Source organism: Pseudarthrobacter sp. WHRI 8279, from assembly GCF_040224115.2.
In the GTDB taxonomy this organism is placed as follows: domain Bacteria; phylum Actinomycetota; class Actinomycetes; order Actinomycetales; family Micrococcaceae; genus Arthrobacter.
This window is the reverse complement of record NZ_CP168162.1, coordinates 1,734,100-1,751,275: the sequence shown is the minus strand read 5'-3', so window position 1 is coordinate 1,751,275 and position 17,176 is coordinate 1,734,100. Positions and strand designations below refer to the sequence as shown.

Genomic DNA, 17,176 nt, shown 5'->3' with positions numbered 1-17,176 from the left:
TGATGCGAGCGCTTGCAGACGGCAGAGTGCTGGCGGTGTTCGCCAGCGTCGTGCACCCATGATGGTGGCCTGTCATGGGTGCAACGAGCTGAATACTTGCTTAGGTGGGGACTGCGCCCGCCTTGCACCGTACGGCCTTCCGCCGTCTATGCCACGAGAGAGACTGAACCATTGTCACAGGAGGCTTACTGCAACTCAGAATATTTTTCTCGCTCCCGTGACCAGCCGAAGGGTCCGGCGGGTGTTTTAGTACCTCTCGGTCCAGATTCTTCCGTTAGACCAGTAAATGATGCCGTCTTCAAAGCGCTGCGCACGAGTCGATGCGTTTGCAGAGTATTCGTCCGTCACGGGGCGGCCTAAGTAGAAGTAGCCACCGCTCCGCTCATATTCCCAGCGGATGGCGCCCTGCAGCAGTCGGGTCCCATACTGGGGTGTGAAGTAAAAGGTTCCACCCTGGAAGGCCTGAATCGCCCCTCCTGCGTACCAGTAGCCTTCATCTGACACCGGGTAGCCCGCTACCCCCGTCTGCCCGCCCTTGTTCCACCAGGCCTCGCGGATGCCGGCCCCGATGTAGTGGAGACCAATCTGCGGCGTGTAGTACATGGTTCCGTTTGTGAAGTGCTGGGCGATGGCGCCGCCGCCGAGCGGTTCTTCGTCACGGAGGGGCCAGCCCGCTTCGTGACCGGCGTACCACTTATTCTCGATGGCCCCCCAAAGCGGGTGTGCTCCTCCTACCGGTGACCAGAAGATAATCCCGCCTTGAAAATCCTGCTGAGCCCCTCCGGTGACCGGGTACTCGTTCCACAGCGGTTGTCCGAGCTGGGATGAGGGACCACCCATCGAGTAGTATTTGGCGCCGATTGCGCCGCTTACTGTTGGTGTGTAGGCGCCGGCCGCCGACCCAAGCCCTGACAGCGCAAGCACTCCTATAACTGCTGACGCCAATCTGCTTCTAAACTTCATCGTTCTTCTCCCCATAACTTTTCCTGAGACTGTGGCGGCCCCTGCGAACCGGATGACTCATTATGCGCGAGCTTTTGACCTGCGCCATAACATATTCATTCGATCGTCATGCTGGCGCCGCAGACAAAATGATGCCCCGCCCTCAGATATTGGAGGGCGGGGCATCTTGCATTCATTTTATAACTCCGGGCCGCTGCGCCGGTCACCTCGATTTCATCACCGGAGGTTTACCGCGCCTGCCCTGCCGTGTGCGGTGACCTAGACAGTTGCCGCTGGCTTAAGCAATGGACGCATATTGGATAGAGACACTTCCTGATCGCCAGATAATTCGGCCACCCTGGTAGTCCTGCGCGCGACCGCCGCCGCTGGCGGCGTATTCATTGGTTGTCGGGTAACCCAAACGTCCGCCTTCCGAGCCCTGGCCGACCCAGGCGGTCCTGATGCCGCCGGTGACTATGCGGGCGCCTGCAGCGGGTGACCAAACTATCTCCCCACCTTGGAAGTACTGCTTTGCGCCGCCCCGGACGAGCCCACTAATTTCGTCCGACGTCGGATAACCGAGCCCACTGTTGGGCCCCCCAGCGTTGATCCAGGTCTGACCAATCCCGCCCTTGATGAAACGGGCACCAGTGGAAGGCGACCATACAATCTGACCGTACTGGAAGGCCTGCGTCACTCCGCCGTTGGCGGTGGCGTATTCATCCGTGGTGGGGTAGCCAAGTCCGCTGAGCGGGCCGCCGACCTTGTCCCAGGTTGCCCCAATGCCGCCCTTTGTGATGCGTGCGCCTGTCGCGGCCGTCCATGAGATTTTGCCGTACTGGAAACCTTGCATGACTCCACCGGCCATTGGTGAATATTCGTCCGTGGTGGGGTAGCCAAGTCCGCTGAGCGGTCCACCGGCATCGTCCCAGGTGGCGCCGATGCCACCCTTGGTGATGCGGGACCCGGTCGCAGCGTTCCACGAGATCTTCCCGAACTGGAAGTCCTGCATTACGCCGCCGGCCATGGGTGAGTACTCGTCTGATGTTGGGTAGCCGAGGTCGCTGTTGTGGGCCCCAATACTGTTCCAGACAGTATTGATACCGTTGGCGACCGCGAAAGCGCCCGTATCCGGGAGATAGGCAATAATTCCGCGTTCGAACTGCTGGTAGGAGCCTCCGAACCGCTGGCCCGTTACCTCATTTGCAGTCGGAAGCCCGACAAGGTCGGATACCTCGGCATACTTTTCGCCAATAGGACCTTGGACGGTGTAGGTCTCCTCCTCGGTGGTGCCGCCGAAGTCGGCGAACCAGTAGCGTCCTTCCTCGTTGTCACTGGCCAGGACCACCACGCCGCTTTCAGGGGTTACAGTCTGCTTGGTGGTGGTCACGTTGTTGACGCTGGGTGTCCCGTCCTGAATGACCGGGGTGCCCCGTCCTGAAGGGAAGACGGGGTTGTCCAAGGAAGCTGTCTTTTGATAGATAGCGCCGGACACCCCGCTGTACGGGCAGCCCGCCACGGTTGTTGCCGGACCGGACTGGAAGGCATGGATCTTGTTGTTTTCCGGGTCAAGCACAATTTGCGGACGGGTGTGGCATTCGCCGATCGTCGAGATCGTGTACTTGTCGAATGCTGCAGTGGCTGGCTTGAACACCAGCAGCTGCAACTGCGGATCCGAATTTTTTGCGGTGGAGTTCATATCAAAGCTCGTCTTGACCGCTGCGAAGACGCGGCCGCTATCGTCGGCCTGCAATGATTTGATGTTCAGGTGGTCGTCAGCCTGGTTGGGTCCGCGGACGGCCGACTGCACCTTCCACGAGTCGTCAGACTGACCGTCAGTGCGGGTGGCCCACCAGACCGAACCTGTCATGTGGTCGGACCACATGACCCCGATTTTGTTGTTGCCGAAGGCCACAATGGATGAGATGTCGTCCGGGGCGACCGTGGCGCTCTCACCGGAAAGAGTTTGGGGCGTGCCCCATGAGGTGCCGCCCGCGGCTGAGCTGTTTACCATTACCGTGCTGGTATAGCCCCCGGTGGTCACGCCAGACACCTGGGTCCAGGTAGCCCAGATCTTTCCCGTGCTGTCCTTGTCGATAGTCATCGACTCACTGCTGTTCCTGGTGATCTCGGTGGGAAATCCACTGTCCAACGTGTACTCGCCGTCGGCGTAGCTGTAGCGGTACAGCTCGGCCGGGGAATCCGGGCGGGACGCTTTTGGCCCGTCCTCGGTGGAGATGGTGACCACATGGTGGGCTATGTAGAGGTGGGTGCCGTCCCAGAGGGTGTCCGCGGAGGTGCTCGCACGGTCATCCACTTCCACCCCGGTGTCCACCCACTGCTTGGCAGCCCGGTCCAGCTTGTGGATGCTCCAACGTCCTGACGTCCACATGTTGGCCCACCAAGAGCCGTCGTTCCACCACAGCTTGCTCTGCGGCTTGTCAGCTGTGGGCGGATTTCCCACACCTGTGTAACTGAAGCCGGCGGTGCCATGGATTGGCGCAGGCGGCGGCACCGTGGCACCGGCAGGTCCCCCCATGGCTGCTCCGAGCCCGGCGAGGACAAGGGCTGTTGCCAGTCCTTGGCTCCAGGCTCGTCTGATCGATTTCTTCACGGTTCTCCTTAAACGTTCCGCCCCAACGCTGTCGCGTCCAGGTCCCTGAGGAAGCTGGTGCCCCCGATGATTTATTAACCTCTTGTCCAACACATGCCGCCCGAGTACCCGTTACTCACCTTTGCCAGGTAGGGCACTGAGATCGTGCGTCCGGTACTCATGTCAGATCACCGGAACGCCGTGGGATTTCCACGGCGCGGCAGGCATGCGGGTTTCGGCGGGAACGTCCTGCCGCGGGCACTCGGCACAGCGAGAGCGGGCAACAAGCGTGCCGGCGTCGTCCTTGTGAAAGTGAGTCACTTGGTGGGTGGTCCTGCCGCATGCGGGGCAGAAGCTTTGGCTCTGTTTGGTCCACATGCAGGAATCCTATGGAGCGCCGCTTCGCCTTAAAAGCAAAACGCTGGAAATATGTGGTTGCCCGCAGGGGATATGTGCCAATACCCACAGGAGTGCGCGTGAAAGCAAAGGACAGACGAGGATCCGCTGCCCTCAGCCGGCTCGCCAAGTCCAACGTGGAGCAAGTTCGAGGCAGTGCCCATGTGGCCTCAGCAGGGAAGATCATCAACCATGGTTGTCCACAGGTTGACCGATATGACTTGTTGCAGTGCTGGACCGTCCTTAAGCTTTATCCCAGTTGCACTGCCTCCGCCGGGGGCGGCAGTTGTATTGGGGAACGTATGGACGCGCTGGGAATAGTCGAGGATGAAGTCCGCGAGCTTATCCGTCGTCGAGGGCTTGATCCGCTTCATCAGGCCGGCGAGGTTCGCCGCCTGGTCGAGGCGGCGGTATCGGATTACGATGAGCGGGCGCTTTTGGGTCCGCTGCCTCCGCTTGGGCCCCTGGACGCGGCCCGCAGGTTCCTCTTTGACGCGGTCGCAGGTTTCGGCGTCCTTCAGCCGCTGCTGGACGATTCAACCATCGCAGAGATCTGGCTGAACGCTCCCAACGAAATTTTTGTGGCCCGGAACGGTGAATCCGAGCTGACCTCTCTCAGCCTCACGGAGCAGCAGGTTCGGGACCTGGTTGAGCGGATGCTGAAAAGCTCAGGCCGCCGGCTGGACATGTCCTCTCCGTTCGTGGACGCAGCGCTTCCTGACGGGTCCAGGCTCCACGTGGTCATCCCGGATGTGACCCGCAAGCACTGGGCAGTCAATATCCGGAAGTTCGTGGTCAAGGCCAGCCGCCTCGAACATCTTGTCGAGCTGGGCACGTTGACGCCGCAGTCCGCCCGTTTTCTGGGTGCAGCCGTTTCCAGCGGCCTCAACATCCTGGTCTCAGGCGCCACCCAGGCAGGCAAGACCACAATGCTTAACTGCCTGGCTGCGAGCATAGGCAGCCGGGAGCGCGTGATCACCGTTGAGGAAATCTTCGAACTGCAGTTTCCCCTGCGCGATGTCGTAGGACTCCAGTGCCGCCAACCGAACCTGGAGGGGGAGGGCGAAATTCCGTTGCGGCGCCTGGTCAAGGAAGCGCTCCGCATGCGTCCGGACCGCCTGGTGGTGGGGGAAGTCCGTGAAGCTGAGAGCCTGGACATGCTCATCGCCCTGAATAGTGGTTTCCCGGTAATTGTTCAGACACATTGCAGGATAAACTCGTCGGATGCAGCGAACAGCCTTCATCTACTGCCGGATCAGCGACGACAAGACGGGTGCCCGTCTTGGGGTGCAACGTCAAGAAGAAGACTGTCGCGAGGTTGCGAAGGCGAAGGGTTACGACGTTGTACGGGTCTTCGTTGACAACGACATAAGCGCCTACTCTGGCAAGCGCCGCCCTGAGTACACGGCCATGCTGAAGAGAGTGTCGGCCGGGGAAGTGAATGCCGTAATTTGTTGGCACCTTGACAGGCTTGTCAGGCAGCCCCGGGAGCTTGAAACCTACATCGATGCGTGCCAGGCGGGGAAGGCGCTTACACATACGGTCAAGGGGGGAGAGATAGATCTCTCCACAGATTCGGGACAATTGGTTGCAAGGATGCTTGGGGCTGCTGCACGGTATGAGTCAGACATCAAAGCAACGAGAATTCGCAGGTCCTCGGAGCAGGCAACGAGGGCTGGAAAATACACTGGCGGCACGCCGCCCTACGGCTGGACCATCACTAACGGCATACCTGAGCTGCACCCTGTGGAGTCGGCAGCTATCGCCAGAGCCTGCAATCGTGTCCTAAAGGGAGACAGCTTAGGGTCAATCATTCGCGAGATGAACGAGCAAGGCCTGAAGACAGTGCGAGGCAAGCAGTGGGGTTACGCACAGTTGGGGCAGGTGCTGAAGCGTCCTCGCAATGCTGGGCTTGCGGATTACCATGGTGAGATTGTCGGCACGTCCACCTTTCCTGCCATCGTGACGGAGAATGTGTGGCGTGGTGTTTGTGCTGTCCTCAGCGATCCAAGCCGCAGGCGCTCGCAGTCCAATAAAGCGGTTCACCTTCTGGCGGGAATCGCCCAGTGCCACTGCGGAGCCTACGTGCGGTCGGCCAGCGCCACAATGAGGGACGGTCAGACGCATCGCATATACAGGTGCCCAGAGCGTGGCCCTGGGCACGTGAGCAAGCGCATCGTGTTCGTTGATGAAGTAGTCAACATAATCATTGTTGCCCTGCGTGCCGCACGGAAGGCTCCCAAAAGCCTTGATGGTGGACCGAACCCTGAAGCGGAAAAGCTGCAAGTGGAGGCTACCGCCGTCCGCAAGCGGCAGGAAGAAGCAGCCCTACAAGCAGCAGTTGGCCAGATACCAATGCACATGCTCGGCACGATCAATGGGCACCTCGAAAAGCAGCTGGCGGATATCACGGCGGAGATGGTGCGGATAGAGCAGGAGGCGGCACGTCGGCCGCCGACAGAAGACGAAGTGCCCCCCGTCTCGCTGGATTCTCCTGAGGGGCAGGAGTGGCTCAGCATGCACATCGACGACCGCAGAGACTTTCTCCGGAGTATCTGCAACGTCGTGCTTCTGCAGCATGGAAAGGGCTCTACCAAGGTCTTCAACCCCGACACTGTTCAAGTGCTGGTTAAGGCTCCCGGGGAGGGGCCTGGCCCACTGGACGCGACCGACATCGAGCGGCTCAAGAGGCAGGTGGCCACTTTCAAGGGGGCGGGCAAGGGGCTTTTCGTGACCTTCCATGCAGGCGAGGAGGAAGTCACTTACGAGTTGCCATCCGCTGCGCTGAACTTCGGGGAGGGTGAGGACCTGCTGCCACACCTGAAGCCCTTAGACGAGCGGGGGGAGCAGCGCCTTCAGGAAGTCCGCACCGGGCGGCAGGCGGGCGTTTAAACGCCCTATCGGGGCGTCAGTGGCACAATGCACCACCCCCGGGATTTTCGGCCCTTAAAAACGCCTCTGCTACAGAAGGGCAACGTGCTGCGCAGCAACTACTCGTGCGGCGTTGAATGCCCCAGGCCGCGAGGGTAACTACGAGAGCCGCAGCAGAAGCGTTCCAGCGCTGACATATGCCAGCCAGCAAACGCCCCAAGTAAGGGCGGTTGCGTAATTGGTAACCACTGTCACGGAGGATCGACCTGCTGAACCATGAAAGGCAATGTAGCCACCACTCTGCGATTTCTCCGCGGGAACTCCTTTGAGTACCAGTTGTCACAGTTGTTATGACAGCATGGATGTGAGCTTCGCACCGGATGCAGCGGAGAGCCTGGGCCGCTACCTGGCCAGGGGGATTAAGCACTGAGTTTGGGCGGGGGGTACGCGAGTGCCACTACGCCCGTATTAGGCTCTCCTGGGCCGTCCCCGGGCGGTGATTCAGCCCGCGTAGCGCCCCTTCGGCGCACGCCCTACACGCGCTGAAAAACGGAGGAGGGTATGTGGGAAAGCGCGAGATGCATGGCGTACGGTTTTGTATCTGCTGCCGTGGTTCTTCTTGGTTGGTGGCTTCATGTGGTTAGGCAAGAACGTTTTTCATTGGTGGTAGCAGGATGGCAGGAACTAGCCTCTACTTCCGTTTGGCTGACAGCGACAGCCCTTCCATGCGCCGATAAAGAGTTGCCCTGGACATACCAAGGTCCCGAGCCACTTGGGCTGCGGGTTCGCCTGAATGAATGAGGCGGGCCGCGTTCTTGATCTGGCTGTCTGTGAACTGGGCTTTACGTCCACCCAAGTCCTTGCCAGCGGCCCGTCGTTTGCTCACGCTGTCGGTAATACGTTCGCGTTTGATCTCAAGCTCCATCTGCGCCAGGGCTGTCATGACTGTAAAGAGCATGGCTCCCATAGGATTACTGGTATCAACGTCGCCACCGCCGAGGTTCAGCACCCGTAGTCCTGCGCCTGCGGCCTTGATCTCGTCGGCAAGTTTGAGCATGTTTGCGGTGGAGCGCCCCAAGCGGTCCAGCGTTGTCACTACAAGAGTGTCCCCCTCATGCAAGGCTCTCAGGGCGTTATCCAATTCCACTCGTGAGGCCTTGGCCCCGCTGACGCCGTGATCTACGTACATATCATCTCGGCGTACCCCCGCCGCGAGCAGGTCAGCCTGCTGCCTGTCGCTGTCCTGTGCCTTGGTGGAAACTCGCGCATAGCCGATCAGCTTTCCCATGATTACTCCCTAAAGTGTCTCGTAACAGTGTTTCGCTACAGCGAAATTAACAGCTACTTGTAAGACATGCAAACGAGACACAATTTGGAAGTTGGAAGCATGCAAAGTGTCTCACCAAGAATGTGTCTCAAAGGCCATGGGTTGCGAGACACGGCGAGACGCCCCACCTCCCGACCGTACATGCCGTAAAGTCGGTAGAGATTCAGAAGGAGCGGGGTACAACCATGGCCATAGAGTTCAAAGAGAAGGTCACCATCCAGCCGGTTGATGGGCCGGAGGTGGCGGCTTCGCGACTCGAAGCCCTACTGAACCGACACTTGCCCTGGGCGGAGCCCGTTTCCGATTTCTTTGGCCTGGAATCTACTGACTGGCGTCTTCGTGACCCATCGGAGAGCAGGTCAAGTGGCGCGACTGTGCATGAGGTTTTTGAAGAGTTCCGAGAGCATGAGCTGACTCCCTATGCCCTTTACCACGATCGACGGATACTCCCCGCCAAAGAGGGGGAAAGGGGCGTCGGAATCCACGTTCACTATCCGATCCGCTTCAACGAGATTGAAGTTGAAATTGAGGGAACAAATCGGATGGCTGTGGACGGGGTAGCGGCCACGGTAAATAGAATCAAGCGGGCGATCGAAAAGCCGCAGGACGCAGGACAGGCGTCCGATTTAGCTGTCAACCGAGTGGAGGCTCAGCAGGACAATATCGGGCCTCAGGTAACGAGCGTTAGGGGATTGGTAACCGTTACAAATCGCTATGACGGCGCCGTTGGCGACAGTTTCAACATCAACAACTCCTCATGGCTGAAACGAACTTGGAAAGATCACACAGCACAGTTCCTCGTTACTCTCGTGGCGGGCGTGTTGGTGATAGCGATAGGCCTTTGGCTTGGCCTGAGCCCGAGGCCCTAAGGGGGTGGGGGGTCACCCCCGCCGCGATGAGGTCCGCCCCCGGCTGTCATAGCGCCTCCCGTCGCGAACGGGTTGAGAAGTTTTCCGGCTCGGGATGATGACAACAACGCCTACTTCAACAATGACAAGGGGGACACCCCCTGCGGGGATGCGCCCCAGGACCGGTGATCATAGCGCCTTTGATCGGGTACGGGTTGTAGGTTTTTTGGACTTCTTACGCCTAATGGGGGAAGCAGCACCTGGCTTCGGCTTGTTTCTCAGTAGCTCAGTAACGGCGGGGTAGTCTGCTGGACCACGCTCATGCTCGATGGGCTCTCCGTCCAGCCCGTAGGCGAACGGCTCTCCACCGGGTTCGCCCCTGCCAACAGGCAGGCCCTTCATCATGGCCCACAACATTACTTTGGGTTCCATGTTGGGGATCTTAGCGAGGTCCCGCAGGACCGCGTCGGGATCTTCCAGCGCTCGCTGGTGTTCCAGTTCACTGTTGCGGCGCTCGGTCATCGGCATGAGATGATCGGGCCGCACGCACAGCGAGTTCCCGCACACATGATCCAGCGTTCGGTTTTGGCGGTGTCCCCCTACGAAGTTGTTATAGGAGTAGCGGTGCGCCAGCCAGTCGTGGTTGCCAATGCTCAGTAAGCCGTAGCCTGGACGAACTTTGCCATCCGGTCCCGGCAGCGTCTTGTTGCGGCGGCCTGTCCATGGCCAGCAGCCGAACAGACCATCGAGCCCTTCTCGACTTGGGGTGATACTGGCAAGGAACTTTTCCAAAGTCAGTGCAATGGCCTCTGGCTTACGGTTGGGTTCTTGCAACAGGAGGGGTTCATGCATACGGCAGTACCCCTGGCGGGATTGCATCGGCTTCAGGCGCGTCCTGCATCCGGCGGCTCTGCACAGCGGCAGCTTGCGCAGTTTCTGGCGGTAGTGCTTCTCACACAAGCCTTCGGCGTAATGTGGCGGTGGCTTGATATGCCGGGGCAAGGTCACCTTACACAGCAGGCAGCTACGCGGAACAACTGACTTGGGTCGTGCCAAAGGTGGTGCCTCCATCTGTCCTATATAACTACCGAAGGCGATCTTACCGCGACCGGCAATCCCGCTGAATCAAAGGAAGCTTTGTTTCAAAAGTCTCGTTTTTGAACGGGAAGAGTTAGGGCAAATACGGCAAATACGGTTGGGTAACTGGTAGCTGTGGGGTTCTTACCAATGCTGGTGGGGTTTGGCAGGCACCATAAAGTGCCTCCATGCGGGATCAACCCCAGGGCCTGCTGACGGTACGCCCTGGCCATCGTATTCCCAACGATCGTTTGGAGCCTCGCTGGCTCCGATTGCGAATACCCATCCTGTTACCGTTTGCCGCCATGCCCACCACAGTTGCCCATCCTCGCCAACGTGCATGGTTATCACTGCTTCGGCCGGTAGGCCCTTCCTTGCGAAAGTCTCAGGACCCAGGAGCTCCAGCAGGTCCTCCCGATACTGGCCTAGTCGCCGGTAGTGACCGGCGTGACACAGGTGTAGGTAGCTGAGGGAGTTCTTCGTTTCCTCAAACTCGCGTTGATCGAGTTGCTTTCCGGCTTCGTTGGTGCCGCGCAACCCAGCGTTGTCCAGTAAGCGCTGCTGCTTATCGGCTTCCGCCCGCAGACGGGCGGCTTGTGCTGCCCGTCCTTCGTCGAACAACCTCACGGCGTCCTTAATCGAGGTTGCCCGTGCCATGTTGAACCTTGTTCCCTGCGTTACGGCGCTGAGCTTCCTTACGTTTAATCCTGACCTAAGGCCCAGGGCAAGAATGGGCTTAAGCATTGCCTTGCGCTTAGGAACTGTGGCCCGCATGCGGGACGCGGCTGTTTCGTAGGCGGCATAGAGGGTGAATGCGTACATGAACGGCAGAAAAGCTGTCGTCATGACGATTGGGAGAGCAAACTTTCTGGCCTCTATCATCCAGTCAATCCTTGACCACTGAGCAGCAATTTCCAGCCCGCTCCGGATGACGATGCCTAGTACGAGAATGACAATTACGGCATTGAAGAATTGATGTGCGTGGTGGTACTCGGGCCTGGTAGCGCTGAATGCGCGCAGTATTCCCAGTGCAAGGAAAGCGCCTTGCAGCCCGATCTCAGTGAGCAATTCGAAGGGGTACATATTAAGGACAAACTGCACGACCACTGGCCAAGCTACTGCGCCAAAGGCGAGGTTGCGGAAGAAGTGGCGCTCAGTCAACGCACGGTTAAGGCGAAACAGCGATAAAAGGGCCACGGTAAGGAACCAGATGATTGCAGGAGTAATCAGCTTGGAGTCCCATACTCGGGTGATGACCAAGCAGCCAACGACGGCCAGGGTGTACAGCCCGAGCAGCGTGAGCGGGATCAGTATTTGGCGTTTGACAAATGCCGCCAGCACGGGCCTGATGGCCCGTCTGGAACCGGGGATGATGACCAACATAATGGCGATCGCGCCGAACCATATGAGTAGGGACCATTCGCGGTTGTTAACTTCCACGGAACAACTCTACGAGGCGCGTCTAACCATCGCGTTCGGGGCTGTCAGCGAGTGCGACGCAAAGGGTGGTGGTAGGGGGATACGTGAGACCTCGGAGACCTAGAAGCGATGTCACGTGGCCGGTGGGCGATGTAATCGGAGTACTTGTCCAAAGTGAGGCGACGCCGCGCCTTCTTGAGCCTTTTCAGGCTCGCTTTCTCCCACTTTACGTAGGCCATCTCGGTGGACTTTATTCGCCCGTGCAGCCCAAGCGATCGTTGGCGGAGGGCAGCTATTGCCGGATCCTTGATGGTGAGTCGGCCTCCCTCCTGGGAGGGCGAAAACAGCCTGCCTGTGTTGGCTAAAACCCGTTCGGCGAGTTCGACCCGAGCCTCGTGGCGGCTGCCTAGCAGGGCCTCGATTCGCCGTTCGAACGCTCTCTGTGTCGCTCGCTCACGGCTTCGAAGCTGTCGAAAATGGGGATTGATTGCGGGACCGAGCGCAACAATAAAAGTTGTGGACACTGGGACGAGAAGGACACCGGCAGCGGCGAAAATGATGCCGGCAGCCACCAGTGGGGCGTCTTCAGTGTTCTCCTTTATGACTGGTTGGGCGCTTCCCCAGGACAGTAACTTGAGGGTGGAGTACCCCACCGTCGAGAAGAGCAGGATCATGCTGACGAGCATGTAGCCGAGTAGTAGAGTTCTGAGCGCTGGCAGAATTCGCGACCACGGCAAAGCTCGAAATTCTACAATAATGGTCAGGCCGAGTAGCGGTGCCACCGCTAAGGCCGCTTCCCAAAAGGCGGTCTCTTTGCCCATGCCCCCACTCCTTGCGTCCAACCGACTAATTCTAGCCGGTGTCACGAGGGCGTTGAAGTTGAAGTGTGCATGTCAGTTCTCCGGCTTCTCGCATGCGAGGAGAGGGCTAGGGCGAGTCAGAAGCTAGACCGATAATGGACGCAGTTGCCAAGAGCCCAGGACTTTGGCGCTGTGGTACGAGGTTCTTTCCGCGACCCTTGTGAGACGTGTTTTCAAATGATTCCGGCCTCCCTGGGAACCACAGGCTCACCAGTTCCTCGTAAGGTACCGCGTTCAGTGTATGAGCTGCGTTTCGACGTAACCAGGCCCTACAAAAAGTTCATACATTTCGCATACCTGCCTGCTGATAGGCGTCTCCCGTACTCAAGAGGTTGATGCGGATCAGGAAGGTGGCAGGACCCGGAAGTCATCGGCGTCCGCTGAGCGATGGGCGAGTGTTATCCCAACGGAATGAATGAGCTCGACCAAATCGAACGAAGGGGCGGCCGGGAACAGAACGACGGGCGTTGCATCAATGTTGAAGCGGCGGGCGACGTGCACGTAGTCGAGGACTTGACCTAAGGCGGTTCGGACGTGCGCACGACTAGCTGACCTCTTGGCCTCGACGATCCAGCCCCGAGTGGGTACGTAAAGATCAGGCTCGATCGCAGAGCTATCGACCGGCAAGCTGAGGTTCTTCGGTGCGTGGCCGGCTGTCGTTAGCCACTGCCCAAAGTCGCTCTGGAGCTTGAACTCCAACCGTGAAACGACGCGCCCCTCAGGACCCGCCGGAAGCTCACCGCCTTCTATGACGACATCTGCGAAGTTGGGAGGGACCCAATCAGTTACCGCCGGTGAGGTGAGTTTCTTGCCGCCGTATGGGGGCAGTAGCTCTGTTCCGGCGTCAATCGGCTCGAGATTAAAGATGTACCCACGCCGGTCATTGCCGTTCATGTCCGGGATGGTGGACTCCCAGTAAGCGGGAGTCCCCAGCGTGAAAGAACCCACGTAGGTGGCATAGGTCTTTGCTGTGCGGAACAGGCGGATGATGCGGCCTTGTGCAGCGGATCGAACAAGCGAGGCGTTCCCACGCTTGTCAATGACTTGGTCGCCGACCTGGCCCTCACCCGTGTAGGAATAATTACCGTCTTCGCGCAGGCCCTCAAACTTGTCGTACCCGTACTTCGCACCCTTTTCGGGGTCAGTAAAGATAAACAATTCTGGAGTGGACTTGGGGGTTGATATACCGCCCTGCTCCTGCCCACCGTATTTTGCGTGCAGCGATGCGCGGAGGACCTCGTCGCCCGGCTGGAGGACCCAGTTCTGCTTGCCAGAACGGCGGCCTATACGGCGGCGCACGGCATTGGCTTGATCTTCGGTGAGGAGCCAGCGGGACTTCTCGGGCGGGAGCACGCCGAACTCCTTGCGCAGCAAGTAGCGGACGTACTCTGGAGTCACGTTGAGCTCAAGCGCGAGCTGCGCGGGAGTAATCAATATTCTCCTAGGACCGTTAGCTGTTGGAACGTTGGTGACGCCAGGAGGCACGTCATGTCCATCTGGTGTGCAAAGTCTAACCACATTGGAGTCCACCTTCCTGTGCTTCCGACTTCATAGCCGCCGATCCTGCGATGGAAATGTCATTCCATGCGTCATGTGCACCTGCTCAAGGGTTGCGGATGCCGGTGCCCAACCTGGTTTGTGGTGCGTTTGAAGAAATGCCGGCCTTAGCGGTGTGTCGGGCAACCAATCATCTTCGTTGCTTGCGATCTCTCGACCGCTAGAGGCCGTAGAAATACAGGATCACTGGTATCAGAACCCTACTTTTGAACCCAGGAGAGTTAGGGCAATATGGTGCTTTTGGTGACTGGTAAGTCGTGGAGTTGCTTTTGCTCTTTGCGGTACCGGCCCGTGTTCCCCCCTTGAAGGGGAACATGGTCCATTCCTACAGACTCACGGCCATGACAATTGGGGGAGCGCGGGCCGGTCGTCCGCGCTCGGGAAGCTCATGGGCATACTGATGGCCGTCGCGTAAGTTCTAGGTGGTGCTGTGGCGTATCAAACAATCCGGGCCGCCAGCCCGGATTATCAGTGCGAACAAGGCCACGGGGTTTGGGTTGAGGGCTACGGCACTGAGGAGCCCTCCTTCGCCACTCTTACGCCCAAGGAGCCTCGACATTGAGTTGGGCCAGTGAGCAGGCCTCCCCTAACCTGCTCAGTTCAGCGGCGATCCCCGAACTCACGCCGGAGTGTGGCCAGGATTTCCCCGAAGGTGGAACGAACATTGCCCTTGTCGTACCGGATTTGTTGGACGCCGTCGAGGTTGCTGAAAACCTCGACGCCATTCTCAACAACAGCAATGGCGCGGTTGAAACCCAGCCTGCCTTGAAACAGCCCGGCTTCGTGCACAACGTTCTGCCGGGCGCGTGGATCGCCGTCGGCCGTCTCATCCTCGGCCGTCATCACGAGCAGTGCGAAACTGCTCGCCTGAAGCATGGTGTCTAAGACGTCACGAATGGAGTGGCCAGCACGGGCGCCAACCTCGTAGGCCTCGATGGTGTAGTGGTGGCTATCCCTAAGGTGATCCTTGATGTCCCGCCAGTCGGCGCTTCTGCCGTGTCCAATGAAAACGACGACCGGCATGGCTGGTTTTTCGACGACGGGCGGTTCGGGTTCCTTGCAGCCAGCTTCGGCCTGGTTGAAGTAGCGCATGAGGCGCTCGACCTTCTCATTCGTGGGTGCGCTCACGCTCACTGACGTGGAATGCCCGGCATATGAGCCGTGAAGTTGCACGCCAAGTTGGTAAGGTCCCTTGGCCACGGTAAGAAGGGCGCTATCAGCGCCCCGGTCGTACGAGGCGTACCATTCGGTGACCGTATCGAAGTACCAGGATTCATTCCCGTGCTCGACAGAAAAGCTTTCCGATTTGTATGGCCCCGTGTAAGGGACTGGGAACTTATGTTCGGCCACGCGGGCTTCGTGCTCCGCACGGGCCTGCTTGTCGTATTCGTCGAAAAGGCCGCTCAAGTCCTCCAGGGCACGACTGATAACGCCGCTGTCGAATCTGGTTCGCCTGTATGTCTTTCTAAGCTGCACGCTTGTACCTATGTCCGTTTCTTGCTTGAATTTGCGGGGGTTAGCGTCGTACGGTTAGCCCTGCCGACTTGGACCGGTTGCACGGGCCGCACAGGATTTGCAGGTTCTCGGCATTGTTACTCCCGCCCATTGCCAGTGGGATGATGTGGTCATACTGAAGGTCGCTTGTGGACCCGCAATGCCGACACGACCCAGCGTCGCGCCGCATGACGTACACCTTCACGTCGTCAGGTATTGCTTTACGGCCTGAGGACACGCGTAGGGCAGCGCCCAAAGCGTAGTTTGTCTGCGCCGTTTCGATTTGTCGCCTCTTGCGTTGCTCCTGCATGACCAACAGCGCCTCAACCTCGCTGGCATTAAGGCCTTCGGACTCCCAGTAAAACCTGTTTCGAAACTGCCAATACCGGCGGCCATTGATGCTCGTTATCAACATGGGAAATTCCAACTGCGCCTCCAGACGCTCAAGGAAAACTTCTTCCTTGACTTTGCCAATGTAGTAGCGCTTCTTGCCGACGCTGATAATGACGTCACCGTTGCTGGTCCAGAAGCCCCGTTTGTGGCCAAGTCTGACGTTATCGGCCTTCCGTAGCATCCCCAATACCCACCCTGCTATTGACCTAGCGGGCGAGGCCGCTGGGCTGTTCTGAAGTTTGACAGCAGCTTACTAGGAGCCGCCTACAAACGTTCGAGTGTTTGCTTTCATCTCTTGATATGAGCGTGAAAGCTATCCGGCCTGCCGGATTACCACACGCACTGAACGGTTGCCGTGGTCCTGACGATGCTTTGCGTTTTGCATTCTGCGGCCGCAGGGCGCACCGCAAGACGGAAAACTACCACTAAACCAACCGGAGTCCTCCTGCGTCACGAAACTAGCATTAGCGGCCTTTTCTGAGCTTGTCGCTATAGTCTGTCCATGGGGGACTGACCTGTCATTTGGTCTGACGCAGGGCTATATCTCAGTGATGCAGCGGCAGAGACGCCACCCAGAGAAAATAGTCAAATTAGTTAGACAGGATAGTCAATGACAGAGAACACAACGGAGCCGAGCGCTCCGCGTGACGGCAAAGCCCAGGCGGCAGCGGACAAGGCGTACCGCAAGGCTTCGCGACCCTGGTTCAAGAAGAAGCGCTTCCTGCTCCCTCTCATCATCGTCGGGATCATGATCATTTCGTCGATTGCCAACGCTGGCAAGGATGAGCCTTCAGCTGTTGTCGCTCCTAGCGCGGACGCATCAACAGCGGCACCCGCTGCTGCGGCTCCCACGGAAGCGGCACCGGCTGCTGCGGCCCCCACGCAAGCGGCCCCTGTAGAAGCGGCAGCCCCTGCAGTCCCCACCGAGTACAAGTCCGCGCTGAAGAAGGCGGAGTCCTACTCCAAGACTATGCACATGAGCAAGGTCGGCATTTACCAGCAGCTTACGTCGGAATACGGCGAGAAGTTCTCGCCCGAAGCAGCGCAATATGCGGTCGATAACCTCGTGGCAGACTACAAGGCAAATGCCCTGGAGAAGGCCAAGAGTTACCAGGAGAATATGTCCATGTCTCCGGAGGGTATCCGCCAGCAGCTGACGTCGGAATTCGGCGAAAAGTTCACGCCGGAAGAAGCTGACTACGCGATTCAAAACTTGGGGTAGACGCTCAAAACAGAGGGGCTCCCTTTGGGAGCCCCTTTGCTGTGTGCGCTTCTCGGCATGGCACTCGGCCGGGATGAGTTTGCTGCTTACCAAGTGAAGGCAGAGCAGGGTGGGGGTAATCCCGCTTTTTCAGGAGCGCGTCGCTCCTGAAGGTACATATATCTATGAGACTAAACA

13 protein-coding genes are annotated in these 17,176 nt (G+C 58.8%); 4 read left to right on the top strand and 9 right to left on the bottom strand.

Translation table 11 applies throughout. The features are described 5' to 3' along the window. Positions 1–246 precede the first annotated feature (246 nt). Together ABRP28_RS07985 and ABRP28_RS07980 are read right to left on the bottom strand one after the other, a co-directional pair. Complete coding sequence (locus tag ABRP28_RS07985; protein WP_350001732.1) at positions 247–963, bottom strand: hypothetical protein; 717 nt, start codon at positions 961–963, stop codon at positions 247–249. A gap of 277 nt (positions 964–1,240) precedes the next feature. After that, positions 1,241–3,556 (bottom strand): hypothetical protein, encoded by a 2,316-nt coding sequence (locus ABRP28_RS07980; protein WP_350001730.1) that lies wholly within the window; start codon positions 3,554–3,556, stop codon positions 1,241–1,243. A 677-nt stretch (positions 3,557–4,233) separates the two neighbouring features. Here ABRP28_RS07980 and ABRP28_RS07975 point away from each other — a divergent pair. Both ABRP28_RS07975 and ABRP28_RS07970 read left to right on the top strand, forming a co-directional pair. Continuing rightward, positions 4,234–5,292 (top strand): ATPase, T2SS/T4P/T4SS family, encoded by a 1,059-nt coding sequence (locus tag ABRP28_RS07975; protein ID WP_350002128.1) that lies wholly within the window; start codon positions 4,234–4,236, stop codon positions 5,290–5,292. Further along, positions 5,219–6,823, top strand: a complete 1,605-nt coding sequence (locus tag ABRP28_RS07970; RefSeq protein ID WP_350002127.1) for a recombinase family protein — start codon at positions 5,219–5,221, stop codon at positions 6,821–6,823. The genes ABRP28_RS07975 and ABRP28_RS07970 overlap by 74 nt, the downstream gene beginning before the upstream one ends. A 670-nt stretch (positions 6,824–7,493) precedes the next feature. Here ABRP28_RS07970 and ABRP28_RS07965 read toward each other — a convergent pair. Next, a complete protein-coding gene (locus ABRP28_RS07965) occupies positions 7,494–8,090 on the bottom strand; it encodes a recombinase family protein (protein ID WP_350001727.1) in 597 nt (198 codons plus the stop codon). A 224-nt stretch (positions 8,091–8,314) separates the two neighbouring features. Here ABRP28_RS07965 and ABRP28_RS07960 point away from each other — a divergent pair, with 224 nt between their 5' ends. Continuing rightward, the gene (locus ABRP28_RS07960) at positions 8,315–8,998 is read left to right on the top strand and encodes a hypothetical protein (protein WP_350001726.1); all 684 of its coding nucleotides are present in this window, start codon (positions 8,315–8,317) and stop codon (positions 8,996–8,998) included. A gap of 168 nt (positions 8,999–9,166) precedes the next feature. Here the strand turns inward: ABRP28_RS07960 and ABRP28_RS07955 are convergent, their stop codons facing one another. From ABRP28_RS07955 to ABRP28_RS07930, 6 genes are all read right to left on the bottom strand, one after another. Next, on the bottom strand, positions 9,167–9,829 hold the full coding sequence (locus ABRP28_RS07955) for an HNH endonuclease (RefSeq protein WP_350001722.1): 663 nt from the start codon (positions 9,827–9,829) through the stop codon (positions 9,167–9,169). Between the two features lie 369 nt (positions 9,830–10,198). Continuing rightward, complete coding sequence (locus tag ABRP28_RS07950; RefSeq protein WP_350001721.1) at positions 10,199–11,494, bottom strand: hypothetical protein; 1,296 nt, start codon at positions 11,492–11,494, stop codon at positions 10,199–10,201. A gap of 44 nt (positions 11,495–11,538) precedes the next feature. Further along, complete coding sequence (locus tag ABRP28_RS07945; RefSeq protein WP_350001719.1) at positions 11,539–12,294, bottom strand: hypothetical protein; 756 nt, start codon at positions 12,292–12,294, stop codon at positions 11,539–11,541. A gap of 381 nt (positions 12,295–12,675) precedes the next feature. Further along, positions 12,676–13,767, bottom strand: a complete 1,092-nt coding sequence (locus tag ABRP28_RS07940; RefSeq protein WP_350001718.1) for a hypothetical protein — start codon at positions 13,765–13,767, stop codon at positions 12,676–12,678. A 723-nt stretch (positions 13,768–14,490) separates the two neighbouring features. After that, positions 14,491–15,366, bottom strand: coding sequence for a TIR domain-containing protein (locus ABRP28_RS07935; RefSeq protein WP_374152950.1), 876 nt, complete (start codon positions 15,364–15,366; stop codon positions 14,491–14,493). Positions 15,367–15,406: 40 nt separating this feature from the next. Then, positions 15,407–15,958, bottom strand: coding sequence for an HNH endonuclease (locus tag ABRP28_RS07930; protein ID WP_374152949.1), 552 nt, complete (start codon positions 15,956–15,958; stop codon positions 15,407–15,409). A 429-nt stretch (positions 15,959–16,387) separates the two neighbouring features. Between ABRP28_RS07930 and ABRP28_RS07925 the strand changes: the two genes are divergently transcribed. Then, a complete protein-coding gene (locus tag ABRP28_RS07925) occupies positions 16,388–16,999 on the top strand; it encodes an Ltp family lipoprotein (RefSeq protein WP_350001715.1) in 612 nt (203 codons plus the stop codon). The last annotated feature ends 177 nt before the right edge of the window (positions 17,000–17,176 follow it).